Here is a 24,466-nt window from a genome sequence, read left to right as displayed (position 1 = left end):
GGCCGGGGCGTCCTGTCCTCAGAAGGCCGTCCAGCGCTGGGACGCCTTTCCCGAGCAGCGGCTCGCCGTGACGCCCTGGCTCCCCGCTTCCAGACAGCCCCCGGTGCGGACGCTCACGAACATCCCTCCCGCGCCGGCGCGCCAACGGCGCAGTTCGGACTGGTTGCACGAGAGCAGCAGGACTCCCCCGTTGAGGATCCCCGAGCTCAGGCAATTCCGTCCCGTCTCGTGGACGATCTCGAAGGTTCCGCCGGACAGCGGCCGGATCCCCCAGGCGGAACCCACCCCTTCGCAGTCACCGGTGCCCAGGTAGTTGTACGGGGCGACGAGGCACTTGCCGTTCCCCTCGTTGCGATACCGGTGGGTCCCGGCGGGTGGTGTCCCCCCGGAGCTGGAACCACCCGAGGCGCTGGACCCTCCCGAGGTACCGGAGCCGTCCGACGCCCCGGACCCACCGGAGCCGTCCTGGGAACCTCCCTCCGCGTCGTCGGCTCCCCCGGCCGGAGCGGAAGCGCCGTCCGCCGCCTCGTCCGCCCCCTCCTCCCGCTCGCCCTTGTCCTTCTCCGCGCCGGTCGGCGACTTCCCCGGCGACGCCGAGCCGGACGGGCCCGAGCCCGTGGAGGAGCCCCCGGGGACGGCCGGGGCCGAGGCCGAGGCCGACGGCCCGGCGGCCACGTGGTCGTCGGCGTCGAAGGTGTAGGGCAGCAGCCGGACGGCGAGCGTCGCCCCGCCCACGGCCACGACGACCGGCACGACGGCGAAGAACACGCGAGTACGCCGTCGGCGCTCACCCTTCGGGCGGGCCTTCCGTCCCAGCCGCAGTGTCTCCACCGAAGCGGGCGGAGGCAGTTCGATCTCCTGGACGTGGGCCGCGAAGGCGGCCTTCTCCACGAGGTTCCCGCGGATGGAGTCCGGCCACAGGGGGGCCGTGAACGGCCCGCGCTCCGTGGCGCGCCGCAGCAGCTCGGACGCCGTGGGCCGGGCCTCGGCGTCCTTGTCGAGGCAGGCGGCGACAACCTCGGCGAGTGCGGGGTCGAGCGCCCGCACCGCTTCGAGGTCGGGCTTCTCGTGCACGATGCGGTAGAGCACGGCGGGGCCGGACTCCTCACCGAACGGCGGGCTGCCGCCGGCCGCGTACGCGATGACCGACCCCAGCGCGAACACGTCGGCGGCGCCGGTCAGGTCGCGCTGCGTCGTGGCCTGTTCAGGGGCCATGTAGGCGGGGGTGCCGACCACCATGCCGCTTCTGGTCAGCCGGCTCTGCTCGGTGGCCCGGGCCACACCGAAGTCGATGACCGTGGCGCCGTCGACCGTGAGCATGACGTTGGACGGCTTGAGGTCCCGGTGCACCATTCCGAGGTCGTGCACCGGGACCAGCCCCTTGGCGGCCTCACGCAGCAGCAGCCAGACGGTCTCCGCGGGCAGCGGGCCCTTGTGTAGTCCGAGCGCCTCGCTCAGGGTGAGCCCGGGAACGTACGCGGTCGCCAGCCAGGGGGGCCGCGCGTCACGGTCGCTGGCGAGCAGCGGTGCGGTGGCCTCCGCGGGCAACCGGGAGAGGTTGTCCAGCTCGTGCCCGAAGCGCCGGACGAAGTCCAGGTCCTCGCCTGCGATCGCGGGCAGCACCTGCTTGACGGCGACGTACCGGCCCTCGTGGACGCCGAGGTACACACGCCCCATGCCACCGGAACCGAGCCGGCCCGCGAGCGGAATCCCGCCGATCTGCCGTGGATCATCCGCCTGCAGCGGCTTGGCTCCACTGCCCGTCAGGTCTAACACGCCCACACCGACTCCCCGTGACACACCATTGCCGTTCCTGAGGAAGTCTGACCAGTGGATACTGGAAGCGGAAGCTTCTTCTAGAAAATCACTCTAGAAATTCACCGCGGAGAGCCCCGCCTCACGAACCAGAGGGACGGTCACCCGATGAGCCCCAAGCAGCATCGCGGCGAGGTCACCTCCGAACTGCTCATGGACGCCGCGCTGCGCGTGTTCGTCGAGTCGGGTGAGCAGGGCCTCACGGTCAACGCCGTCATCCGGGCGAGCGGCGTGAGCCTGGGCAGCCTCTACCACCACTTCGGCAGCCTCGACGGCCTGATCGGCGCCCTCGGCCACCGCTGGCTGGAGCGGCTGCTGGGTGAACTGACCGAAGCCCTGCAGAACGCCGGAGGGGCGCGTCCCGGCATCGCCGGCGCCGTGGGGGCCTACCTGGCCTTCGTCCAGGAGCACCGGGGGCCCGCCCTGCTCCTGCATTCCCCGCTCGCCGACCGCAGGAGCATGGCGCGGGGCAGGGAGTTGCGTGACGCCCAGGAGGCCAGGGTTTCCGAGATGGGCCTCTGGATACGACAGGGCATCGACTCCGGGGAGCTCGCACCGCTCCCGCTGCCGCTGATCGAGTCCCTCATCCTGGGCCCCGTCGTCGCTGTCGCCCGGCGGTCGCTGTCGGGCATCGAGGACATCGACCTCGACGCGTCCGCGCGCGTTCTGCCGGAACGTATCTGGCGGTCGGTGCGCGCGTGACCCCGTTCGGGACGTGGCGCGAGGTCAGCCGGCGAGGCTCCAGGAGACCGTGCCGTTGCCCGTGACCAGGACGGCGAGGACCACCAGGTCGGCTACGCCCAGGGCCAGGCCGAGGAGGGCGCGGCCCCGGCGGGCGGTGGAGCGGGTGAGGGCGACGATCGCCATGACGATGGCGACCGGGCCCAGCAGGATGTTCATCACCAGGAGGCCGAGCAGGCCGAGCACGAACGAGGCGACGGCGAGCCCGTCCGCCTCCCGGGCGGCGGGACGGCCCTCACGCGGTGCGGTGCGTGCGGAGGTCGCGGTGCGTGCGGAGATGAGTGTCATGGTGCGGCTCCTTCGTCAGCGGGTGCGGTGGGAGAGGCGTTCACGGACACCGAAGACCGCCAGCCAGAGACCGATGACGGCTGCGGCGGTCAGGACCACGGGGAGCGGAAGGTGCGCGACCGCTCCGAGGACGACCCCCAGCAGGAGCAGTGCGGCGACGAGGACGAGCATGTCCGGCCCTTTCTGCGAGCTTTGAGAGCACAACTGTTCACTGACTTCTGAGTCTAGACCCTGCACCCCTTCCAAGGCTCGGAGAACGGTTGTTTACTGAATGGCATGAGTCACACCACCGGCATCCGCCAGGCCCAGAAGCTGAGAACGCGCCAGGCACTGCTCGACGCCGCCCTGGGGCTGCTGGAGCACCAGAGCCTGAGCAGCCTCGGTCTGCGCGAGGTGACGCGGGCCGCGGGCGTGACTCCGACCGCCTTCTACCGCCACTTCGACGGCACGGCGGCCCTGGGCGTCGCCCTCGTCGAGGAGACCCTGGGGAGCCTGCACGGCATGATCGGCGCGATCCTGGCCGACACCGGGGACAGCGAGGAGAGGCTGGACCGGAGCGTCGGACTGATAGCGCGTCACGTCACCGCGCAGCCGGCCCACTTCCGCTTCATCGCCCGCGAGCAGCACGGCGGCGTCGGGCAGGTCCGCGAGGCGATCGCAGCCCAGTTGCGCGGCTTCGCGCAGGAGGTGGCCGACGTCCTCGCCTCGGAGCCGGAGTCGGCGGGCTGGGACCGGAACGACCTGCTGATGCTGGGCGGGTTGTACGTCGACCACATGGTGCTCACGACCTCGGCCCTGCTGGACGCCGGCCCGGAGGGCGAACAGGAGGTCGTGCGGGTGGCACGGCGCAGGCTGCGCCTGGTCACGTTGGGCCGGACCCACTGGCTGGACAGCCCGTAGGCTCGGCGCCATGAGCGACTGGACACTCGACCGGACCTTCCTCAGCTCCTCGGGCGAAGTGCGCTGGGCCGCGCTCGGCCCCGAAGAGGCCCCGCCCGTCGTCCTGGTGCACGGCACGCCCTTCTCCTCGTACGTATGGCGTGGCATCGCCCGGGGCCTGGCACAGGACCACCGCGTCCACGTGTGGGACCTGCCGGGCTACGGCGCCTCCGCGCAGTACGCCGGCCAGGACGTGTCGCTGCGCGCTCAGGCATGGGTCCTCACCGAGCTCCTCGAGTACTGGGGGCTGGAGGAACCAGCCGTGGCCGCCCACGACTTCGGAGGCTGCGTGGCCCTGCGGGCCCACCTCCTGCACGGTGCACGCTACGAGCGTCTGGCCCTCGTCGACCCGGTCGCACTGGCCCCGTGGGGTTCACCCGCCTACCGGCTGCTCGGCGGGCAGGCCGAGGTCTTCGGCGGGCTGCCGCCGGACCTGCACCGGGCACTGGTGACCGAGTACGTGAGTTCCGCGAGCCACCAGGGGCTGCGCCCAGCGGTGCTGGAGAGGCTGGTCGCCCCTTGGTGCACCGAGGCCGGGCAGTCCGCCTTCTACCGGCAGATCGCCCAGAACGACCAGCGCTTCACCGACGAGATCCAGCACCGCTACGGGGAGATGGACCTGCCCGTGCTGATCTGCTGGGGCACCGAGGACACCTGGATCCCGGTCACCCGCGGCCACGAACTGGCCGAGCTGATCCCGGATGCCGAGCTGCGGCTGATCGACGGGGCAGGACACCTCGTCCAGGAGGACACACCCGCCGAACTCACCGCGGCCCTCACGCGATTTCTGCGCACGGCTCCGTGACCGCGACCGCGGCCCCGATGGGCGCGCGGCGCGATCCGGACGCGTCGGAGCCGGTCGGCGGGGCTCAGCGCGGGGCTCAGCGCGGGGCGCGGGCCAGTTGGCGGGACTGTGCGACGAGACGGCCGGCGCTGTCCCAGACGTCCGCATCCTCCTCCAGGAAGCCGCCGGCGAGGTTGCGGGTGGTGATGGAGACACGCAGCGGCCCCGGGGCCGGGCGGCAGCGGATGTGCGTGGTGAGTTCGATGGTGGGCGTCCAGCCCTTCAGGCCAAGCTCGAAGGAGGTCGGCGGCAGGGCGTCCACGGTGAGGAGCAGCGAGAGCGGGTCCGCGTCGCGGCCGTCCGCGAGCCCGAACCAGCCCCGCATCTCGCCCTTGCCGGACGGTGCGCCGACGGCCCAGCCGACCGTCGCCGGGTCGAGCTTGATGTCCAGCCGTTCGGTGATCGCGGAGCTGCCGGGGATCGCCGGGGCCCCGTCGCTCGTTCCGAGGCACTGCTCCAGCGGCGGGATGGCGGGCGGCTCCGCCGACGTGCGGATCTCGTCGGTCAGGCCGTCCAGGTCCCCATAGGTGGCCAGCACCCGGATGCGTTCGACCTCCGTGCCGTCCTGTGCGAACTGGAAGAGCGAGGCTTCTCCGGTGGAGAGGGTGCGGCCGGTGCGGACGATCTGGGTGCGGATCACGGCGGGCCCGGGGACGGAGGCCGTGAGGTAGTGCGCGGAGACCGAGAAGGGGTCGGAGTGCGGGAGCGCTTCGCCGAGCGCACGGCCGAGCACGGCCAGCAGATAGCCGCCGTTCACGGCGCGGATGATCGTCCAGCCCGCGGAGAGTTCCGCGTCGTAGACCCCCTCCTCGCGGAGAGTGACGGCGGTGTCGCGGTCGAACTCGCTGTCACCGATGGTCGCCTGTACTGCGGGTACCGCGCACGACTCCTGCGCTGTTGCCTGTGCCATGGACCGCACGCTACACCGATCGTATTACTGAGCGGTAGCTTTTGTTGCCGTCAGATGACGGACGGACTCTCCTCCGCCCTCGCCGAGCGCCTGTTGTAGGCGCGCGGTGCCCGCCAGTGGAAGCGCAGCGCCAGCAGGCGCAGGACGAACGCCGTGACCACGGCGGCGCCGCTCGTGTAGCCGTTGAGCACCTCGAAGCGGATGCAGAGCACCACCATCACGGCCCCCACGACCGCGGGCACGGCGTACAGGTCGCGGTCCCAGCGCAGCAGCGAGGGCACCTCGTTCGCCAGGACGTCACGCAGCACACCGCCGCCCACCGCGGTCGCCAGCCCGAGGGCGGCGGACGAGGTGAGGCCGAGGCCGTATTCGTAGGCCTTGATCGTGCCGGCCACGCAGAAGAGGCCCAGCCCCGCCGCGTCGAACACGTTGACGCCGACCTGGATCCGCTCCACGTGCGGGTGCAGGAAGAAGACCAGGCCGGCGGCGATCAGCGGCGTCAGGAAGTAGCCGAGGTCGGTGAAGGCGGCCGGGGGGATCGCGCCGATCATGACGTCACGGAAAATCCCTCCGCCCAGCGCTGTCACCTCGGCGAGGACCGCGATGCCGAAGACATCGAAGTTCTTGCGTACGGCGAGCAGGGCGCCCGAGATCGCGAAGACGAAGATTCCGACGATGTCGAGAGCATGCTGGACGGAGGGGGTGAAGAGTTCGTTGAGCACCCGGCAATTGTGCCGGTCCTACTCCTTGGGCTTGTCCTCCACACCTGTGGACGGTGCGGCGGAGGTGTTGCCGTCATCGGCGGCGGGTGCGGCGGAAGCCTTGCCGTCGTCCTCGGCGGCGGGCGCGGCGGACTTCTCCGGCTCGTCCGGGGCCACGTCCCGCGACGCCTCCGCAGACGCGTCGGGCCCGACCGGCTCAGCAGCCGCCTCGGCCTGCTTCTCCGGGGCGGCAGACGCGGCCGGCTCCTCGGCAACCACGGACTTCACCGTGATGACGTCCGCGACGAGCGGCGCGTCCCCCGGCGCCTGGTCCTCACCGTTCTCCGGGTGGTGGCACGCCACCTGGTGCCCGGTCTTCAGCTGGAGCAGCGGCGGCTCGGTCGTCTTGCAGACCTGCGTCGCCTTCCAGCACCGGGTGTGGAAGCGGCAGCCGGTCGGCGGCGAGATCGGCGACGGCACATCGCCCTTGAGCAGGATGCGCTCGCTCTTGGCGCCTCGCCGGCGGGGGTCGGGCACCGGCACGGCGGACATCAGGGCCGTGGTGTACGGGTGCATGGGCGCCCTGTACAGCGAGTCGCGGTCCGCGAGTTCGACGATCTTGCCGAGGTACATGACCGCGATCCGGTCCGAGACGTGGCGGATGACCGACAGGTCGTGCGCGATGATCATGTACGTGAGCCCGAGCTCGTCCTGGAGGTCGTCCAGCAGGTTCACCACCTGTGCCTGGATGGACACGTCCAGCGCCGATACCGGCTCGTCCGCGACGACGAGCTTCGGCTTCAGCGCGAGCGCCCGCGCGATGCCGATGCGCTGGCGCTGGCCGCCCGAGAACTCGTGCGGATAGCGGTTGTAGTGCTCGGGGTTGAGCCCCACCAGCTCCAGCAGCCGCTGGACCTCCGCCTTCACGCCGCCCTCGGGCTTGACACCCTGGAGCCGGAAGGGGGTTCCGACGATGCCGCCGACCGTGTGGCGCGGGTTGAGGGAGCCGTACGGGTCCTGGAAGATCATCTGGATGTCACGGCGCATCGGCCGCAGCCGCCCCGCCGACATGTGGGTGATGTCGTGGCCCTGGAACTCGACCTTGCCACCGGTCGGCTCCAGGAGCCGGGTCACGAGCCGGCCCATGGTCGACTTGCCGCAGCCCGACTCGCCGACGACGCCGAGGGTCTCCCCCGGGCGCACGTCGAAGGTGAGCCCGTCCACGGCCTGGACCGCGCCGACCTTGCGCTTCAGCACGCCCTTGGTGATGGGGAAGTGCTTGACCAGTCCGTCGACCTTGAGGAGCGGCTCGGACCCGGACCCGTCCGACCCGGCCGCGGCGGACGCGGGAGCCTTCTTGTTCAGATCAGTCACAGCTTCGGCGCAATCTCTTCGGTCCAGATCCGGTCGCGCTGCTCACGCGACATGTGGCACGCGGAGTGGTGCCCGTCGCTGACCTGCTGCAGCTCCGGGCGCTCGGTGCGGGTGATGTTGTCCGGCGGGACGTCGGCGTACGGGCAGCGCGGGTGGAAGGCGCAGCCCGACGGGACGTTGATGAGGCTGGGAGGCGAGCCCTTGACCGGGATGAGCCGGTCGGTCTGCTCGCGGTCGATGCGGGGCATCGAGCCGAGGAGACCCCAGGTGTAGGGGTGCTGGGGCTCGTAGAACACCTTCTCGGCGCTGCCGCGCTCGATGCAGCGACCCGCGTACATCACGAGCAGGTTGTCGGCGATCTCGGCGACGACGCCGAGGTCGTGGGTGATCATGACGACCGCGGAGCCGAACTCCTTCTGCAGGTCGCGGATGAGGTCGAGGATCTGCGCCTGGACGGTGACGTCGAGGGCGGTCGTCGGCTCGTCGGCGATGAGCAGCTGCGGGTTGTTGACCAGGGCCATCGCGATCATGGCGCGCTGGCGCATACCGCCGGAGAACTGGTGCGGGTAGTCCTCGTACCGGCGGTGCGGCTCGGGGATCCCCACGCGGTCGAGCATCTCGATCGCGCGCTTCTTCGCGGTCTTCTTGTCGACCTTGTTGTGGACCCGGTGGGCTTCGACGATCTGCGCGCCGATGCTGTAGTACGGGTGCAGGGCGGACAGCGGGTCCTGGAAGATCATGGCCATCTTCTGGCCGCGCAGTCGGCGTACCCGCTCGGGGCCGGCGCCGATGAGCTCCTCACCGTCGAGCCAGATCTCACCGCCGATGCGGGCTCGCTCCGAGGTGTGCAGACCCATGATCCCCAGGGAGGTCACGGACTTGCCGGAGCCGGACTCGCCGACGATACCGAGCGTCTGGCCGGCCTTCAGGTCGAAGCTGACTCCGTCGACGGACTTGACCAGGCCGTCGTCGGTGTCGAAGTGGACGCTGAGGTTGCGTACGGACAGGAATTCCTTGTCGTCACCGGAGCGCGGGGCCGGGACGGCCTCCGCTGCCGGGGAGTCCTTCTTGATTGCGTCGCTCATGAGAGCCTCACCCGGGGGTCGATCGCGGCGTACACGAGGTCCACCAGCAGGTTGCAGATGACGATGAAGAAGGCGGCGACCAGGGTCACGCCCATCACCTTGGGCAGGTCGGCGGTGGTGACGCCCTGGATGGCGAAGGCACCCAGCCCCTGGAAGGAGAAGACCCGTTCGGTGATGACGGCGCCGCCGAGCAGCAGCGCGAAGTCCATGCCGAAGATCGTGACGAGCGGGGTGAGCGCCGAGCGCAGCCCGTGCTTGACGACCACCTTGCGTTCCTTGAGGCCCTTGGCCCGCGCGGTTCTGATGTAGTCCTCGCCCATCGTCTCCAGCATGCCCGCCCGGGTGAGCCGGGCGTAGAGCGCGGAGTACAGCAGGGCGAGTGTGCACCACGGCAGGACCAGGCTGCTCGCCCACGCGAGCGGATCGTCGGCGAACGGGACGTACTCCCCGTTGCCGAACAGCGCCAGGACGACGAGCCCGGTGAAGAACATGGGGAGCGAGACGCCGGCGAGAGCGACACCCATGGAGACGCGGTCGAAGAACGAGCCCCGCTTCAGCGCCGAGAGGACGCCGATCGCCACACCGGAGATGACCCAGATGACGGCGGCACCGACGGCCAGCGACAGCGTGACCGGGACCCGGTCCACGAGCTGCGGCCAGATCTCGGTGTGGGTCTTGAAGGAGTACCCGAAGCACGGGGCGTTGCACGTGACGGGGTCGGGGCCGAACTGGTACTCGGCGCCGACGACGATGCCCTTGACGAAGTTCCAGTACTGGAGATACAGGGGCTGGTCGAGCCCCAGGTTCTTCTTGACCGCGGCGATGACGTCCGGGTCGGGGCTCTTGCCCACGTACTGGGCGGCCATCGAGTCGAGTGTCTGCCCGCCGAGGCGGGGCACGAGGAAGAAGATCGCGAACGTGACTGCGCTGACCACCAGCAGCAGCAACACCGCGGCGAATACGCGTCGAATGATGTACGCAGCCACAGCCGTGCGGCGCCGGGCGGGCGGACGGGGTACGCCCGCCGGCCCGGCGCCTTCACCTGCCTTTCAAGGGATGCTGTCGATGAACAGGTGTTACTTGGTGGACGTCATCAGCACGTAGTCGTACATGCCGAGGTACGCGTCCGTGACCGTGACGTTCGCCGCGGAGTCCGGGCGGTAGAGCAGGTTCTTGCGGTAGACGAGGGGAACGAGCGAAGCGCTCTCCATGACCTTCTGGTCGACCTCGCCCCACGTGGCGTTGCGCTTCGTGGTGTCCACGGTGCCGATGCCGTTGACGAGGGCCTCGTTGACGCCCTTGTCGTCGAGCTCCATGAGGTTCGTGCCACCGGAAGGCTTGATGGCCGAGCCGTTCACGATCTGGTCCAGGAAGCCGAAGCCGGTCGGCCAGTCGGCGCCCCACTGCATCATCATCATGCCCGCGTTGTTCTTGTGGACCCACTCCGGGACACCGGCGAAGTCCGTGAAGTACTTGTCCGACGGGAACTGCTTGATCTCGGCGGTGATGCCGATCGCCTTCAGGCTGCCCTGGAGCTGCGTGGCGGCGGTGATCTCGTCGGGACGGTCCGAGCGCGCCGTCAGCGTGGTCTTGAAGCCCTTGGGCTTACCGCACTTGGTCAGGTGCTCCTTCGCCTTGGCGACGTCACCCTTGCTGCCCTCGGTGGGGTACAGGTCGAACTTCTTGTATCCGGCGACGGTCGGCGGGATGACCGTGCTGGCCGGGTCGCCCTTGACCGAGCCACCGATCGAGTCGATCAGGCTCTGCTTGTCGACGGCGTACTGAACGGCCTTGCGGCACTCGATGTTGTCGAACGGCTTCACGTTGACGTTCAGCGCCATGTACTGCAGGGCACCGGCGTACGGGTTGTCCGTCTTCGCCTTCTCCGAGGCCTTGACCAGGACCTTCGGCTGGGTCTTGGACTGCAGACCCGTACCGGCGATGTCCGCGGTGCTCACGTCGTTGAGGAGGTGGTCGTCGACCGTGGTGGGGTTGACGTTCAGCTTCAGCTGGACCTTGTCCGGCAGAGCCTTGCGGATCGGGTCCGTCTTCGGGTCCCACTCCGGGTTGCGGACGAGGGTCGCGCCCTTGCTCTCGTCGTACGCCGAGAACTTGTACGGACCCGAGGAGACCATCTTCTGGACGTAGCTGGCGCCCGTGTCGGACTTCTGCGGGACCGGAGCGGTCTGCGAGAAGGCCGCGAGGTAGTCCATGTCCGCGAACGGCTTGTTCAGCTTGAAAACGATCGTGTGGTCGTCCGGCGTCTCGATGGACTTGAGGCCCTCGGCCGACTTGTCCTTGTACGGACCCTTGTACTTGTCGCCGCCCTCGAGGTACGCCTTGAAGTACGTCGGGCCGTTGGAGAGTGCCTCCGGCGCGAAGTTGGAGCGCTCGACGGCGTACTTGACGTCCTTCGAGGTGATCTCGGTGCCGTCCTCGAACTTCACGCCCTTGCGGAGCGTGTACGTCCAGGTCTTGGCGTCATCGCTGGCCTTGCCGAGGCTCGTGGCGAGGTCGGGTACGACCTCCAGGCTCTCCTTGCCGGCGGCCGGCTTGAAGGTGACCAGGGAACGGGCGTACAGGCGGGAGAAGTTCTGCACCCAGCCGTAGTACGTGTTGCCCGGGTCCAGGGAGTCCGGTCCGCTGGAGTGCTCGTACGTGACCGTCCCCCCCTTCTTGTCGGTCGCGTTGACGATGCCCGACATGGCGGCGTCCGCCTTGGCGTTGCCCCCACCGCCGTTGCTGTCACCGCCCGAGTCGCTGCCGCTGCAAGCCGATGCGCCGAGCGATACCGCCACGGCCACGGCTATGGCCGCTGCTGTCTTTCTGTTCTGCATGCTGAGGAAAGCCCCCTCGCTAGTCCGGTGCGGCACTGCCGCGATTACTTGCCACGAGGGTCGAGTGCGTCGCGCAGCCCGTCCCCCAGCAGATTGAAGGCCAGCACGGTGATGAAGATCGCCATGCCGGGGATGACCATGAACATCGGGTCCACCTCGTAGAGGTCGACCGCCTGCGTGAGCATGCCGCCCCATGACGCCTGCGGCGGCGCGATTCCGACGCCGAGGAAGGACAGCGAGGCCTCGAAGAGGATGTTCGTGGGGATCAGCAGCGTCGCGTACACGAGGATCGGCGCGATCAGGTTGGGCAGCAACTCGCGGAAGAGGATGAACGGGCCGCGTGCGCCCAGCGACCTGGCGGCCTCGACGAACTCGCGCTCACGCAGCGACAGGGTCTGCGCGCGGACGATGCGGCCGATGTAGGGCCAGCTGAAGAAGCCGATCACGAAGATCAGGACCGCGATCCGCAGCGTGAGCCCCTGCATTCCGAACGCTTCACCCTGCAGGGAGGCGGAGATGGAGATCGCGAAGAGCAGCAGCGGGAAGGCGAGGAAGGTGTCCATCATCCGGCTGATGAAGCTGTCCACCCAGCCGCCGTAGAACCCGGCCACGACGCCCATCACGACGCCGATGACGACGGAGAGCAGCGTGGAGCCGACGGCCACCACGAGGGAGACCCAGGAGCCTTCGAGGATGCGCGCCAGGATGTCCCGCCCGGTCTGCGGCTCGACTCCGAGGGGGTGGTCCCAGCTGATGCCGCCGAGGGCGCCCTTGGGCGCCAGCATCACGGGGTCGACCAGGCTCTGGTTGAACGCGTTGGGGTCGAGCCCGAGGAGCGACTGGAGCGGCTTGGACAGCACCGCCGTGAGGATCAGCAGCACGACAACGATGCCACCGGCCATGGCCGCCTTGTCCCGCTTGAAGCGAGTCCAGGCGATGCGGCCGAGCGAACGACCCTCGATCTCCTTGCTCCCGGCGCCTTCCAGCACCGTTTCGGGCCGCACGTCCGCCCCGGTGGTCTCGATCGGTGCCGTCATTGCGCTGGAGACCCCTCTCGGCCGACGGTGGCCGGCCTGTGACCGCCGCTGTAGCGGCTCTTACAAAACATGACAGATGTGGCCATGCACGACCGAACTACCCCTGTTTGAAAGAGGGCTTCTCCGGGCATGGAGGACCTGCTGTAGGGAGTCTTCAACCACTTTGCGATCACCCGCCAGACCTGACGGGGAATGTTTGCTCAAACGTGATGCTGCCAAGGGGCTTCCGTTATCCGGACAGCTGTGCTTTCTCAGCGGACGTCTCGGTCACTAATCTGCGATAGCGGACATGAAGCCCAACTGTGCATGACTACTGACCGATCACCCCTCGGCGCTCGGTGGCGGCTGACGCCCCCTCAGTACGCCTGCGGGGCCGTACCGGTCGCCGGCGGGTATCCGTAGCCGGGAGCCGCGGGGGCCGGGGCGTGTGCCTCACGGTCGTAGAACGGCCTGGCGTTGGCGTGCAGCCACATGGCGACCGGGTCGTACTCGTCGGACAGCGAGACCGTGGAGACGGGCAGTCCGTCGGGGACCACCCCGATCGACTGCTGCATCATCGCGCGGACCGCGTCGACGGACGGCCGGCCCGTGTCGTAGAGGTCGAGCCCGATCGCGAGGTACGGAACGCCGAGCGCGGGCTGCACCCAGGCGCGGCGCAGCGCGCGGACGGCCGGGGTGCGGTGGGCGTTCTGCGACAGCAGGGCGTAGAACTGCGGGATCTGGATGGCGGGTTCGGAGAGCCGCAGCGGCCCCGCCGGCATCCGGTCGAGCCCGGTGGCGATGCGGCGCAGGTCCAGCCAGGGAATGCCGAGGCCTCCGCCGGGGGCGTGCGGGTTCAGCCAGATGCCCCAGCGGTCGGGGAAGAGGGCGCGGGCGATGTCCAGGCCCGTGGTGACCTCGTGGGCCCTGGTCCACCCGCTGGCCGAGAGCTCCTGGGCCGACGTCACGCACGGGGCGTAACCCAGGCCGTCGACCTCCATGTTGCCGTACTGGGCCTCCGGAGATCCCGCCGTGCCGTGCCAGAGCAGCATCCAGACCTGGCCGTCCGTCAGGGACCGCAGCAGCGCCTCGTAGGCGTCGACGCCCCCGGGGGACACCTGGCGAAGCATGTGCTCGACCGTTCCCCCGGCTCTCGGATTCGCTTGAGCGGGGGGACCCCCATGAGCGGGGGAGACCCCATCGGCCGCCCCCGTGCCTGACGCACTCACCCTGGGTCCCGCCCCTCTTCGTTCCGCTGTTCCGCTGCTTCACGGTGCTTGTCGCGCCACTCCCGGGCACACGGGGCGGCCTAGTCATCCAACCAGCTTATGCGCCGCCCCCGACACCGGCTCCACGCCACGTGACTGGAGGGCTCGTGCCCTCAGTGCCCGTCGCGCCGGTAGAAGGGGCTCACCTTCTCCAGCATCCAGTCGCCGACCGGGTCCTGCGCCAGGTCGAGCAGGAGGAGGTTGACCGGCCAGGGCACCTGGACCCGGCCCAGCGCGCGCCCCAGGGCGTCCAGCGGCACGCTCTGCCCCGCAGCCTCCCGCACGGCGAACTCGACGCCCACGAAGAGGACCGGGCTGTCGCCCTCGATGCTGGCCAGCACCCGGCGCGCGGTGCCCACCACGCCGGTCTCCTGGAACTCGGCGGACACCGCGGAGAGGAAGTCCACGGGCTCCTCCTTCCAGTCCGGTTCGTACAGCCGCACCCGGCCGCCGCTCGCGAGGCCGTCCAGCGGGGTGCGGCCGGCCCGGCAGAGCTCGGCCACGGCCGGGGGAGGCAGGGGCACCCCCACGGCACCGCCCGGGTTGACGGCTATGCCGAGCTGCGGGGGCAGACCGCGGGCGAACTCGCGGGCGGGCGCGACGGTGAAGGAGAGGTGGGAGCCGACACACTGGAGGAACTGCGCCTCCGAGCTGAACACGGGGACGTACGCGCCGCCGTCGATGTCGACCGTCGGCAGGTCGAGGTCCGCGCTGTCGGGGCCCCCGCCGTTCGGCAGGGGTACCCAGACATGGCTGCGGCCGAGCACCTCGACCAGCCGCGCGCCCGCTCCCGGCACGCCGAGCGAGGCGCTGAGCACTTCCTCGAACTCGTTGGCCGGCCATCCCTGGGACGGATACGACGGTGCCTGCGCCTGAGCCGGAATGTCCACGTGTCTGTGTCCCTTTCTCGCCATGCTGTGCGGCAGAAACCTTAGACCGGCTCGCGCCACGAGGGCAGTTCCGCAGGCGGGAGCGGCGTCCGGGCCCACCGGACCGTCCAGATTCCGGACAGCCGGCCACGGGGGCGCGAACTGTGCGTATGCGAACGGTGACGCCCGCCGCACCGCCGCTCGGCCGCCCGCACCACCCGTACGGAGCTACTCCCCCGGCGGCCGTGCCTCCGGGAACGAGATCCGTACGATCGCCGTCGCCGTGTCCCGGTCGAGCAGCACCGCCGAGGAGCATCCCGGCGGGAGCAGACCGCTCTCGGTGTCGCGCAGCAGCCGGCCGACCGCGCGCCTGTGCCTGGCGAACGCGTATCCGGACACGCCGCGCCCCCGCTCGCGCTGTCCCTGCCTGGCCACCCCGGGGGGGACGTCGAGCAGGAGGAGGTGGAGGGCGCTGCCCCGGCGCCGGGCCTCACGCGCCAGCCAGCGCCGCACCCAGGCCTGCGTGCCGCAGTCGTGCACGACGACGGATACGCCCGACCGCAGGGCCTGCCACAGCCCGGCGTAGTGCGCGGCGCGCACCAGGGGCCGGTAGACGGCGTACGGGAGTAATCCGGGCAGGGCTGCCGCCCAGCGGTCCCTGGTGTCCTGGGAGTCGATCGCGTGCTCCTGGACCGCGCGCCGGATCAGCGTGGACTTCCCGCTGCCGGGGAGCCCGGAGACCACCACCACGTCCCCCGCCGCGAAGTCCAGGCCGTCCGGACCGCGGCCGCCTCCGCCCCGCAGATCACGCACCGCTGGAGCGTCTCCACCCGTCGTCTCCCGGGCGGGGACGCCCGGCTGCTGAGGCATCGCACCGCTCGCCGCCCCCGCGGTAGTCGCGTAACGCTGCAACGTCATCGCCTTCCCCCTGCCGAGTCACCCACTGACCTGCCCGAGAAGTGTAAAGAAAAGGCAATGCGGCACAACCGTTTCCGTCCGCACGTGTCGGGCCCGGCACCGGTGGGGCCGGGACACCCCACTCTCCTCCAATGCGTGCGATGATGACCCCGCCAACTGCATACCGGCCGTTTGAATCCGCGCGGGAGAGTCCCGGACACCGTGTGCGCCGGGCGCCGAAGGAGCAAGTTCCTCCCTTGAATCTCTCAGGCCCCGTACCGCGTGGATGAGGCATATCTGAAAAGCGGGCCGCTGTGCGGCTCCACCCAAGGTGCAAGCCGACCCTGACGGGGTACCCCGGTCAGGACCCTTTCAGGGGCTCTCGGCGAACCTCTCAGGTTCCGATGACAGATGGGGAGGGATCAGCCCTCTGTCGTCATGCCCTGGAGCCATGTCCATGAGCACTGCCCCGAGCACCGCCCCCCGTCTCACCGCACTCGACGCCCTGCACCGGTCGCTGGGCGCCACCATGACCGACTTCGCCGGCTGGGACATGCCGCTGCGGTACGCCAGCGAGCGCGACGAGCACAACGCCGTGCGCACCCGGGCCGGCCTCTTCGACCTGTCGCACATGGGCGAGATCACCGTCACGGGCCCGCAGGCCGCGGCCTTCCTGAGCTACGCGCTGGTCGGCAACATCGCGACCGTCGGCGAGGGCAGGGCCCGCTACACGATGATCGTCGCCGAGGACGGCGGGATTCTGGACGACCTGATCGTCTACCGCCTGGCGGACACCGAGTACATGGTGGTGGCCAACGCCGGCAACGCCCAGCTCGTCCTGGACACCCTCACCGCCCGCGCCGGCGGCTTCGACGCCGAGGTGCGGGACGACCGTGACGCGTACGCGCTGATCGCCGTCCAGGGCCCCGACTCCCCTGCCGTACTGAAGTCGGTCACGGACGCCGACCTGGACGGACTGAAGTACTACGCCGGGCTCCCCGGAACGGTCGCCGGTGTCCCGGCACTGATCGCCCGTACGGGCTACACCGGCGAGGACGGTTTCGAGCTCTTCGTCGCCCCCGGCCACGCCGAGCAGCTGTGGAAGGCCCTGACCGAGGCCGGCGCGCCGTACGGCCTGATCCCCTGCGGGCTCTCCTGCCGCGACACGCTCCGCCTCGAGGCGGGCATGCCGCTGTACGGGCACGAGCTGACCACCGCGCTGACGCCCTTCGACGCGGGTCTGGGAAGGGTCGTGAAGTTCGAGAAGGAGGGCGACTTCGTCGGCCGCGAGGCGCTGTCCGCCGCCGCGGACCGTGCCGAGGCGGCCCCGCCCCGCAAGCTCGTCGGCCTGATCGCCGAGGGCCGCCGGGTGCCGCGCGCGGGCTTCTCCGTCGTCGTCGGCGGTGAGGTCGTCGGCGAGGTCACCTCCGGTGCCCCCTCGCCCACGCTGGGCAAGCCGATCGCCATGGCGTACGTGGACGCGGCGCACGCCGCACCCGGCGCCGAGGGTGTCGGGATCGACATCCGGGGCACGCACGAGCCGTACGAGGTCGTGGCGCTGCCGTTCTACAAGCGCCGCAAGTGACGCCGTACGCGACACGGCGCGCCGCGCACGTGACGCATTCGTGTCTCACACCGTAAGACCACCGTTCATCAGCACTCCCCCGCGTACAGGAGAATTCAGGTCATGAGCAACCCCCAGCAGCTGCGGTACAGCAAGGAGCACGAGTGGCTGTCCGCCCTCGAGGACGGCGTGGCGACGATCGGCATCACCGAGTACGCGGCCAACGCGCTCGGCGACGTCGTCTACGCCCAGCTCCCGGAGGTCGGTGACACGGTGACCGCGGGCGAGACCTGCGGTGAGCTGGAGTCGACCAAGTCGGTCAGCGACCTGTACTCGCCGGTGACCGGCGAGGTGACCGCGGCCAACCAGGACGTCGTGGACGACCCGTCGCTGGTGAACTCCGCCCCCTTCGAGGGCGGCTGGCTGTTCAAGGTACGCGTCGCGGAGGAGCCGGACGACCTGCTCTCCGCCGACGAGTACACCGCGTTCTCCGGCAACTGAGACCTTAGGGGCCCACTGATGTCGCTTCTCAACTCCTCCCTCCACGAGCTGGACCCGGACGTCGCCGCAGCCGTCGACGCCGAGCTCCACCGCCAGCAGTCCACCCTCGAGATGATCGCCTCGGAGAACTTCGCTCCGGTCGCGGTCATGGAGGCGCAGGGCTCCGTCCTCACCAACAAGTACGCCGAGGGCTACCCCGGCCGCCGCTACTACGGTGGCTGCGAGCACGTCGACGTGGTCGAGCAGATCGCGATCGACCGCGTCAAGGCGCTCTTCGGCGCCGAGGCCGCGAACGTCCAGCCGCACTCCGGGGCGCAGGCCAACGCCGCCGCGATGTTCGCGCTGCTGAAGCCGGGCGAGACGATCATGGGTCTCAACCTGGCCCACGGCGGCCACCTGACCCACGGCATGAAGATCAACTTCTCCGGCAAGCTCTACAACGTGGTCCCGTACCACGTCGACGACACCGGCGTCGTGGACATGGCCGAGGTCGAGCGCCTCGCCAAGGAGTCGAAGCCGAAGCTCATCGTGGCCGGCTGGTCCGCCTACCCCCGTCAGCTGGACTTCGCCGCGTTCCGCCGCGTCGCGGACGAGGTCGGCGCCTACCTGATGGTCGACATGGCGCACTTCGCGGGCCTGGTCGCCGCCGGTCTGCACCCCAGCCCGGTGCCGCACGCCCACGTCGTCACGACCACCACGCACAAGACCCTCGGCGGTCCGCGCGGTGGCGTCATCCTGTCGACGCAGGAGCTCGCCAAGAAGATCAACTCCGCGGTCTTCCCCGGTCAGCAGGGCGGCCCGCTGGAGCACGTGATCGCCGCCAAGGCGGTCTCGTTCAAGATCGCGGCGGGCGAGGAGTTCAAGGAGCGCCAGCAGCGCACCCTGGACGGCGCCCGGATCCTCGCCGAGCGCCTGGTGCAGCCGGACGTCACCGAGGTGGGCGTATCCGTCCTCTCCGGCGGCACGGACGTCCACCTGGTCCTGGTGGACCTGCGCAACTCCGAGCTCGACGGACAGCAGGCCGAGGACCGGCTCCACCAGCTGGGCATCACGGTCAACCGGAACGCCGTCCCGAACGACCCGCGGCCCCCGATGGTCACCTCGGGCCTGCGGATCGGTACGCCGGCCCTGGCCACCCGCGGCTTCCAGGCCGAGGACTTCACCGAGGTCGCCGAGATCATCGCGGCCGCTCTGAAGCCCGCGTACGACACCGACGCCCTCAAGGCCCGCGTCATCGCGCTGGCCGAGAAGTTCCCGCTGTACCCCGGCGTCAAGAAGTAACCCGCAGTTTGCACGCAGGGTGGGGGCACCGCGCACACTGAACACAGTGAGCCCGGTGCCCCCACCCCTTTGCCCCGCGCTCCCGGGCCCACCCGGCCCGTCCCGCACCACCCGGCGGACAACGTCGTCCACCAACGCCTTTAGGAGTACCCCCGTGGCCCTCTCGGTCTTCGACCTCTTCTCGGTCGGTATCGGCCCGTCCAGCTCCCACACGGTCGGCCCGATGCGCGCGGCCCGCATGTTCGCCCGCCGCCTCAAGAACGAGGGCCTGCTGGCCCACACCGCCTCGATCCGGGCGGAGCTCTACGGCTCACTCGGCGCGACCGGCCACGGACACGGCACGCCCAAGGCCGTCCTGCTCGGCCTGGAGGGCGAGTCGCCCCGGACGGTGGACGTCGAAGGTGCGGACGCCCGCGTCGAGGAGATCCGCGCCTCGCGCAGCATCAGTCTCCTCGGCATGCACGACGTCCCCTTCGACCCCGACGAGCAGCTGGTCCTGCACCGGCGCAAGGCGCTGCCCTACCACGCCAACGGGATGACGGTCTTCGCGTACGACCGTGCCGGTGCCCCGCTTCTGGAGAAGACCTACTACTCGGTGGGCGGCGGCTTCGTCGTCGACGAGGACGCCGTGGCCGGCGAGGACCCGATCGTCCCTGACGACACCGTCCTGAAGCACCCCTTCCGCACCGGCGACGAGCTGCTGAGGCTCGCCCGGGAGACCGGCCTGTCCATCTCCTCCCTGATGCTGGAGAACGAGAAGGCCTGGCGGACCGAGGACGAGATCCGGGCCGGCCTGCTGGAGATCTGGCGCGTCATGCAGGCCTGCATCGCACGCGGCATGTCCCGCGAGGGCATCCTGCCCGGCGGTCTGAAGGTCCGCCGCCGCGCCGCGAACACCGCCAGGCAGCTGCGTGCCGAAGGCGCCCCCCAGGCACACGCGATGGAGTGGATCACCCTCTACGCGATGGCCGTCAACGAGGAGAACGCGGCCGGGGGCCGTGTCGTCACCGCCCCGACGAACGGCGCGGCGGGCATCATCCCCGCCGTCCTGCACTACTGGGTGAACTTCGCGGCGGGCGGCTGCACCGAGGCCGAGAAGGACGACGGCGTCGTCCGCTTCCTGCTGGCCGCCGGCGCCATAGGCATGCTCTTCAAGGAGAACGCCTCCATCTCCGGCGCCGAGGTCGGCTGCCAGGGTGAGGTCGGCTCCGCCTGCTCCATGGCCGCGGGCGCCCTCGCCGAGGTCCTGGGCGGCTCCCCGGAGCAGGTGGAGAACGCCGCCGAGATCGGCATGGAGCACAACCTGGGCCTGACCTGCGACCCGGTCGGCGGCCTCGTCCAGATCCCCTGCATCGAGCGCAACGGAATGGCGGCGGTGAAGGCGGTCACGGCGGCGAAGATGGCGCTGCGCGGCGACGGCAGCCACAAGGTCTCCCTCGACAAGGTCATCAAGACCATGAAGGAGACGGGCGCGGACATGAGCGTCAAGTACAAGGAGACGGCGCGGGGCGGGCTCGCGGTGAACATCATCGAGTGCTAGGCAAGTAGGCCCTGACCAGCACGTTCGCACCTTGCAGCGCTGTCAGGGCCTTACCTGCTTACCTGGCTGAATGTCCCCGAAAAGTTTCTGGGACAGGCGTGAAAGTCCCAGAAAAGTCCCCGGGATGTCCCCGAGGAGTTCGCTGGTCGCGGTTGGAGTTGGCTACTGCAAGATCACCCGGCGCTCTTGAGTCGGCTTGGCTCAGGTACGGGTGCAGTGGGTTCACGTCAGGTAGCGAGGCATTACGAGACCGAGAGCGTTCACATCGGGTGGTGCCGTGCGGTGTTGCCGGGTGACGTCGGACGCCGCGCAAGGGCGATCCGCCACGTGTGTCTATCGCGAGATCAGACCGGTGAGCAGTGTGATCACGCCGAGATAGCAGCAGAGACCAACCACCGTGGCCAGCCAGCTCATGACCGTGTGCCGGCCGGTTCCGTCGGCCGTCATGCCCAGATGGGCCCGGACCGCGCGGCTCACGCGAGGCTGCCCGCCATGGGACGAGCGCCCCTCCAGCGCGCGGCGCACTCTGCGCCCGTCGTTCTCCTCCCGCAGACCGATACAGACGCCGTGCCGGTCGCGTACGAGGATCACGCGATCGGACACGCCGCCGCGGGAGAAGCTGGTGAGCAGCCGCACTCGCTCCATGTCGGACAGGTCGAGAGTCCGGATGCCGGTGGGGGTCCGTGCGGTCAGCAGGCTGCCGGTTACACGGGTGGGGGGCCGGCCCGTGTGCACGTCGCTGATCAGGATGAAGCCGACGAATGCGGCAAGGCCACATGGAACGAGTGGCACACCGGGGTGAAACCCTCCGAGTGCCGCCACCGCGAGCCCCAAGAACGGCGCGAACACGAGCACCCCGACCAGGACCGTGCCTTGACGCGTCCGACGGCGCCCGATGGGCGGCGGGACGGCGGCACTCTTCTTCTGCGCGGACATACGGCGTCAGTCACCTCTGGGGCCACGGGCGCCACGTGTGGCCAAGACGCCGGGGTCGGAACGCACAGGGGGCGGGACGACGAACTTCGGCCGGTTGAAGAGCACCACCACGACCTCCAGAAGCAGGCAGGCCAGGACCGCCAGGAAGGCGAGCGCGAAGACGCCGAGCCACACACCCGACAGGTCCACATCGGTCACACCGATAAGGATCAGCAGTGCGATCCCCCACCGGGAGACGGCCGTGAGGCCCAAGGCCCCCATCTCACCGCGCTTGACAGCCGGCCGAAGGGAGGCCAGTGACCTCCGCGACCTCGGTGGGTGGGGAATCGCCGCGCGGGGCCCTTGTCCGTATGTCAGTTGATTGTTCGTGGGGCCTGTTCCCACGGGAGTTGCTCCAGCCAATTCCAGAGGGCGTGTTCGCGGTCGGGGTTGTAGGACTCGGTGGATGACGGCATGGCTTGGGTTCGGTGGATGTAAGCGCCGGTCGGGGCGGGGACGGCGCCGAGGATGGCGTCGGCGAGTTTCTTGCCCGCGGGGCCGGGGGTGTCTACCAGGGGTGTGGCCGCCAGTATCGGAACGATTCTCCGCATCAGGAAGGGGAACGCGCCGCCGGCTTCTCGGGCGAGTCCGGTTCCGATGACGAGGCTGGGGTTGTAGGCGACGATGTCGACCTTTTCGGGCAGGCGGCGGGACCACTCGTGGACCAGGTATATACCGCCGAGCTTGCTGGTGACGTAGGCCCGGCGGCCGGCTCGGACGTTCCCTGAGCGGTTGAACGCTCCGGGTCGGGAGACGTCGGGGAGGGCCCATTGGGGCGAGGGCATGGTTCCTCCGGTATGTCGGAGGTCGCCGAAGTGGGCGTCGCTGACCGTGACGACAATGCGGGCCGGTGGGCGAAGGTGGGGGTGGAGCTGCCGCAGGAGCTGGTGGGTGGACATGACGTTCACGGCGAAGGTCCGCTCGTAACCGTCGACCGTGGCTTCCGACGCGTTGGACAGGTGCACACCCGCGTTGAAGACCAGGCCCCACAGCGGAGGCAGGGCACCGGAGTCGAGGAGGTCTTCCAGGCGTGCGCCGGCGGCGGCGACGCCGGCCTTGCTCGCCAGATCGATGTCGACGTGTGAGACGTGTGGGGAGATCTCCCGCAGGCCCGGCAGTGCCTCGGCGGCGGAGGAGGCCCGTCCGAGAACGACCAGGTGGGTGTCGGGTCGGCGTCTGAGGACGTTCCGCGCGGCCTCCAGTCCGATCCCTCGGGTGGCGCCGGTCATGATCAGGGATCGGTTGGCTGTGGTCATGGGGGAGTCTCCTGGGCTGGGGCCGGTGGTGTCGGCGGTGGCGTCGACCAGCGTCGACGTACGCGTTCTGTGTCACCACCGACCCTGACGCAGCCTCCGGCGGTCAGGGAGATCGCCTCGAGCCTGGTACCCATAGGGCCACGTTCCGACCGGGTCCCCGCCTCACGGGGAGGGACAATGGATCCATGCAGGGAGATGAGCGGTCAGGTCTGGGCGAGTACCTGCGTCACCACCGCTCCCAGACAGCGCCCCGGACTCGGCCCGGAGTCTCCCCCCTGTCCCACCGGCGTGTCCCGGGTCTGCGACGTCAGGAACTCGCCGACATCGCGGGCATCTCGGTCGAGTACTACACCCGCCTCGAACAGGGCCGCGCCGCCCGCCCGTCTCGGGAGATCCTCACCGCACTGGCCCGAGCGTTCCGGCTCTCGAACGTCGAACGGGACCACCTGTTTCGCCTCGCCGGTGCGCGCCTCCCGCCATCACCGGCACCCGCCGCAGAGATCCGCCCGGGTCTCCGGCAGCTGCTTGACAGCCTGAACGACGTCATGCCGGTCACCATCCACGACGGCCGGCTCGACATGCTGGCCTTCAACGCCACCGCCGCAGACCTGTTCGGGCCCCTTTTCGACGACGGACCCTACGGCCGCAACATCGCGTACCGGGCCTTCACCGCAACGGGACTCGACAAAGTACTCGGGAACGAAGGGGCCGAACAACTAGCCCGGGTGGCCACCGCTGAACTCCGCAAAGCACTCAGCCACTACCGGGAAGACGAGTATCTCCGCTCTCTGTTCCACGAACTCTCCACCAGCAACTCCGAGTTCGACCGCCACTGGCAGAAGGGGGAGATCGGGGCCTGGAGTTCCGCGATGAAGCACGTCAACCACCCGGCAAAGGGCCCGCTCGCCTTCGACAGCGAAATGCTCCATGACCCCGAGAACGACCACTGGGTCATGCTCTTCACCCCTCACCACACCTGAACCACCGCCTGCGGCCGTGCGCCCGTTTCTTGTGTCGGTCGGGCGCGACCGCCAGCGCGAGCTGACCTACGTCGGGCCGCGAGGGCCGGAGGCCAAGGGCAGCAGGGGCGGACGCCACCCCGCCGTCCCGGCCGACAAGTTACGCACCACGTACCCTGCAAGGTCGCTCCATCGCCGCGTCGGCCGGCCGACCTCGTGTCCGGGGCCCTCCCGGTGTCCGACGAAACGGGAAAGCGGTCTGCCCCTCCTGGAGCGTGATCGATAGGTTGTTCCGTACGGCCGGGTCGGAGCCGCGGAAATCGATGTCTGGAGGGGCACAGTGGGGGATCCGTCACGTCCACGTGTATCGGCGTATGCCATCGCCGCGACACAGGACAGCCTGCTGCTGACACAGCTCTCGGACGCCTCTCCGGTGTTCACGCCAGGGCTGTGGCATCTGCCCGGCGGGGGAATCGATCCGGGTGAGCAGCCACGGGAGGCGCTGGAACGCGAGCTGTACGAGGAGACCGGCCTGGAACTCCACGACGCCCACCTGGTGGACGCGCGGACGTATGCGGCCCACCGGCTCGGGGTGAGCTGGAATCTGGTGGGGCTCTTCTACGTCGTCGATCTCAGGCCCGGCCCCCTCGTGGTCACCAAGGCCGACGACTCCACCTGTGCTGCGGCCTGGACGCCCTTGTCCGGCCTGGAGCACTCGACGCTGTCCCCGCCCGCGATCGACTCGCTCGGCATGATCGGTGCGCGAGGGGCGCGAACGGCGGACACGCCCTGAACCGACCGGCAGC

At 69.8% G+C, this 24,466-nt stretch carries 25 protein-coding genes and 1 riboswitch; of the genes, 9 read left to right on the top strand and 16 right to left on the bottom strand.

Annotated elements, in window-relative coordinates:
• Nucleotides 1-18 precede the first annotated feature (18 nt).
• The gene (locus ABZ441_RS01355) at nucleotides 19-1,782 is read right to left on the bottom strand and encodes a serine/threonine-protein kinase (RefSeq protein WP_358966591.1); all 1,764 of its coding nucleotides are present in this window, start codon (nucleotides 1,780-1,782) and stop codon (nucleotides 19-21) included.
• Between the two features lie 141 nt (nucleotides 1,783-1,923).
• Between ABZ441_RS01355 and ABZ441_RS01350 the strand changes: the two genes are divergently transcribed.
• Nucleotides 1,924-2,517, top strand: a complete 594-nt coding sequence (locus ABZ441_RS01350) for a TetR/AcrR family transcriptional regulator (protein ID WP_358966589.1) — start codon at nucleotides 1,924-1,926, stop codon at nucleotides 2,515-2,517.
• Between the two features lie 24 nt (nucleotides 2,518-2,541).
• Here the strand turns inward: ABZ441_RS01350 and ABZ441_RS01345 are convergent, their stop codons facing one another.
• Together ABZ441_RS01345 and ABZ441_RS01340 are read right to left on the bottom strand one after the other, a co-directional pair.
• A complete protein-coding gene (locus ABZ441_RS01345; RefSeq protein ID WP_358966586.1) occupies nucleotides 2,542-2,844 on the bottom strand; it encodes a DUF4190 domain-containing protein in 303 nt (100 codons plus the stop codon).
• A 15-nt stretch (nucleotides 2,845-2,859) separates the two neighbouring features.
• A complete protein-coding gene (locus ABZ441_RS01340; protein ID WP_205022967.1) occupies nucleotides 2,860-3,015 on the bottom strand; it encodes a hypothetical protein in 156 nt (51 codons plus the stop codon).
• A 105-nt stretch (nucleotides 3,016-3,120) separates the two neighbouring features.
• On the opposite strand from ABZ441_RS01340, the gene ABZ441_RS01335 reads away from it, so the two are divergent.
• Together ABZ441_RS01335 and ABZ441_RS01330 are read left to right on the top strand one after the other, a co-directional pair.
• Nucleotides 3,121-3,744, top strand: a complete 624-nt coding sequence (locus ABZ441_RS01335) for a TetR family transcriptional regulator (RefSeq protein WP_358966582.1) — start codon at nucleotides 3,121-3,123, stop codon at nucleotides 3,742-3,744.
• Nucleotides 3,745-3,754: 10 nt separating this feature from the next.
• Nucleotides 3,755-4,588: an alpha/beta hydrolase gene (locus ABZ441_RS01330; protein WP_358966579.1), complete on the top strand. Its 834-nt coding sequence runs from the start codon at nucleotides 3,755-3,757 to the stop codon at nucleotides 4,586-4,588.
• 76 nt (nucleotides 4,589-4,664) lie between these two features.
• Here ABZ441_RS01330 and ABZ441_RS01325 read toward each other — a convergent pair whose 3' ends face one another.
• The 10 genes from ABZ441_RS01325 to ABZ441_RS01280 form a co-directional block, all read right to left on the bottom strand.
• A complete protein-coding gene (locus ABZ441_RS01325; RefSeq protein WP_358966576.1) occupies nucleotides 4,665-5,537 on the bottom strand; it encodes a thioesterase family protein in 873 nt (290 codons plus the stop codon).
• A gap of 50 nt (nucleotides 5,538-5,587) precedes the next feature.
• Nucleotides 5,588-6,259: a trimeric intracellular cation channel family protein gene (locus ABZ441_RS01320; RefSeq protein WP_358966574.1), complete on the bottom strand. Its 672-nt coding sequence runs from the start codon at nucleotides 6,257-6,259 to the stop codon at nucleotides 5,588-5,590.
• An 18-nt stretch (nucleotides 6,260-6,277) separates the two neighbouring features.
• Nucleotides 6,278-7,612: a dipeptide ABC transporter ATP-binding protein gene (locus ABZ441_RS01315; protein ID WP_358966571.1), complete on the bottom strand. Its 1,335-nt coding sequence runs from the start codon at nucleotides 7,610-7,612 to the stop codon at nucleotides 6,278-6,280.
• Nucleotides 7,609-8,697: an ABC transporter ATP-binding protein gene (locus ABZ441_RS01310; protein ID WP_358966568.1), complete on the bottom strand. Its 1,089-nt coding sequence runs from the start codon at nucleotides 8,695-8,697 to the stop codon at nucleotides 7,609-7,611. The genes ABZ441_RS01315 and ABZ441_RS01310 overlap by 4 nt, the downstream gene beginning before the upstream one ends.
• Nucleotides 8,694-9,683 (bottom strand): ABC transporter permease, encoded by a 990-nt coding sequence (locus ABZ441_RS01305; protein WP_205022974.1) that lies wholly within the window; start codon nucleotides 9,681-9,683, stop codon nucleotides 8,694-8,696. The genes ABZ441_RS01310 and ABZ441_RS01305 overlap by 4 nt, the downstream gene beginning before the upstream one ends.
• A gap of 90 nt (nucleotides 9,684-9,773) precedes the next feature.
• Nucleotides 9,774-11,534, bottom strand: coding sequence for an ABC transporter substrate-binding protein (locus ABZ441_RS01300; protein ID WP_358966564.1), 1,761 nt, complete (start codon nucleotides 11,532-11,534; stop codon nucleotides 9,774-9,776).
• Between the two features lie 44 nt (nucleotides 11,535-11,578).
• A complete protein-coding gene (locus ABZ441_RS01295; protein ID WP_205022976.1) occupies nucleotides 11,579-12,571 on the bottom strand; it encodes an ABC transporter permease in 993 nt (330 codons plus the stop codon).
• 356 nt (nucleotides 12,572-12,927) lie between these two features.
• On the bottom strand, nucleotides 12,928-13,680 hold the full coding sequence (locus ABZ441_RS01290) for an enhanced serine sensitivity protein SseB C-terminal domain-containing protein (protein ID WP_358966560.1): 753 nt from the start codon (nucleotides 13,678-13,680) through the stop codon (nucleotides 12,928-12,930).
• Between the two features lie 251 nt (nucleotides 13,681-13,931).
• Nucleotides 13,932-14,708 carry an enhanced serine sensitivity protein SseB gene (locus ABZ441_RS01285; protein ID WP_358966557.1) on the bottom strand — a complete coding sequence of 259 codons (777 nt, stop codon included), beginning with the start codon at nucleotides 14,706-14,708 and terminating at the stop codon, nucleotides 13,932-13,934.
• A 207-nt stretch (nucleotides 14,709-14,915) separates the two neighbouring features.
• Nucleotides 14,916-15,605: an AAA family ATPase gene (locus tag ABZ441_RS01280; protein WP_358966555.1), complete on the bottom strand. Its 690-nt coding sequence runs from the start codon at nucleotides 15,603-15,605 to the stop codon at nucleotides 14,916-14,918.
• 172 nt (nucleotides 15,606-15,777) lie between these two features.
• Nucleotides 15,778-15,875, top strand: a riboswitch (glycine riboswitch).
• A 166-nt stretch (nucleotides 15,876-16,041) separates the two neighbouring features.
• On the opposite strand from ABZ441_RS01280, the gene gcvT reads away from it, so the two are divergent.
• The 4 genes from gcvT to ABZ441_RS01260 all read left to right on the top strand — a co-directional run bounded on the left by gcvT (nucleotide 16,042) and on the right by ABZ441_RS01260 (nucleotide 20,470).
• Entirely contained in the window at nucleotides 16,042-17,169 is a 1,128-nt protein-coding gene (gene gcvT / locus ABZ441_RS01275) for a glycine cleavage system aminomethyltransferase GcvT (protein ID WP_358966552.1), read from the top strand.
• Nucleotides 17,170-17,271: 102 nt separating this feature from the next.
• The gene (gcvH, locus tag ABZ441_RS01270) at nucleotides 17,272-17,649 is read left to right on the top strand and encodes a glycine cleavage system protein GcvH (protein WP_358966549.1); all 378 of its coding nucleotides are present in this window, start codon (nucleotides 17,272-17,274) and stop codon (nucleotides 17,647-17,649) included.
• Nucleotides 17,650-17,667: 18 nt separating this feature from the next.
• Nucleotides 17,668-18,930 (top strand): serine hydroxymethyltransferase, encoded by a 1,263-nt coding sequence (gene glyA / locus ABZ441_RS01265; RefSeq protein WP_358966546.1) that lies wholly within the window; start codon nucleotides 17,668-17,670, stop codon nucleotides 18,928-18,930.
• Between the two features lie 154 nt (nucleotides 18,931-19,084).
• On the top strand, nucleotides 19,085-20,470 hold the full coding sequence (locus tag ABZ441_RS01260; RefSeq protein ID WP_358966543.1) for an L-serine ammonia-lyase: 1,386 nt from the start codon (nucleotides 19,085-19,087) through the stop codon (nucleotides 20,468-20,470).
• 333 nt (nucleotides 20,471-20,803) lie between these two features.
• Here ABZ441_RS01260 and ABZ441_RS01255 read toward each other — a convergent pair whose 3' ends face one another.
• From ABZ441_RS01255 to ABZ441_RS01245, 3 genes are all read right to left on the bottom strand, one after another.
• On the bottom strand, nucleotides 20,804-21,406 hold the full coding sequence (locus ABZ441_RS01255; protein ID WP_358966540.1) for a hypothetical protein: 603 nt from the start codon (nucleotides 21,404-21,406) through the stop codon (nucleotides 20,804-20,806).
• Nucleotides 21,407-21,412: 6 nt separating this feature from the next.
• Nucleotides 21,413-21,604: a hypothetical protein gene (locus tag ABZ441_RS01250; protein ID WP_358966538.1), complete on the bottom strand. Its 192-nt coding sequence runs from the start codon at nucleotides 21,602-21,604 to the stop codon at nucleotides 21,413-21,415.
• Between the two features lie 155 nt (nucleotides 21,605-21,759).
• Nucleotides 21,760-22,701, bottom strand: coding sequence for an SDR family NAD(P)-dependent oxidoreductase (locus ABZ441_RS01245; RefSeq protein WP_358966535.1), 942 nt, complete (start codon nucleotides 22,699-22,701; stop codon nucleotides 21,760-21,762).
• A 185-nt stretch (nucleotides 22,702-22,886) separates the two neighbouring features.
• On the opposite strand from ABZ441_RS01245, the gene ABZ441_RS01240 reads away from it, so the two are divergent.
• Both ABZ441_RS01240 and ABZ441_RS01235 read left to right on the top strand, forming a co-directional pair.
• The gene (locus tag ABZ441_RS01240; protein ID WP_358966532.1) at nucleotides 22,887-23,681 is read left to right on the top strand and encodes a helix-turn-helix transcriptional regulator; all 795 of its coding nucleotides are present in this window, start codon (nucleotides 22,887-22,889) and stop codon (nucleotides 23,679-23,681) included.
• Between the two features lie 319 nt (nucleotides 23,682-24,000).
• Complete coding sequence (locus ABZ441_RS01235) at nucleotides 24,001-24,453, top strand: NUDIX domain-containing protein (RefSeq protein ID WP_358966529.1); 453 nt, start codon at nucleotides 24,001-24,003, stop codon at nucleotides 24,451-24,453.
• Nucleotides 24,454-24,466: the final 13 nt, after the last annotated feature.

The sequence above is a fragment of the Streptomyces sp. NPDC005752 genome (assembly GCF_040630715.1).
Taxonomy (GTDB): domain Bacteria; phylum Actinomycetota; class Actinomycetes; order Streptomycetales; family Streptomycetaceae; genus Streptomyces.
Note: the sequence above shows the minus strand (reverse complement) of the source record. Positions and strands in the feature narration are given on the sequence as shown.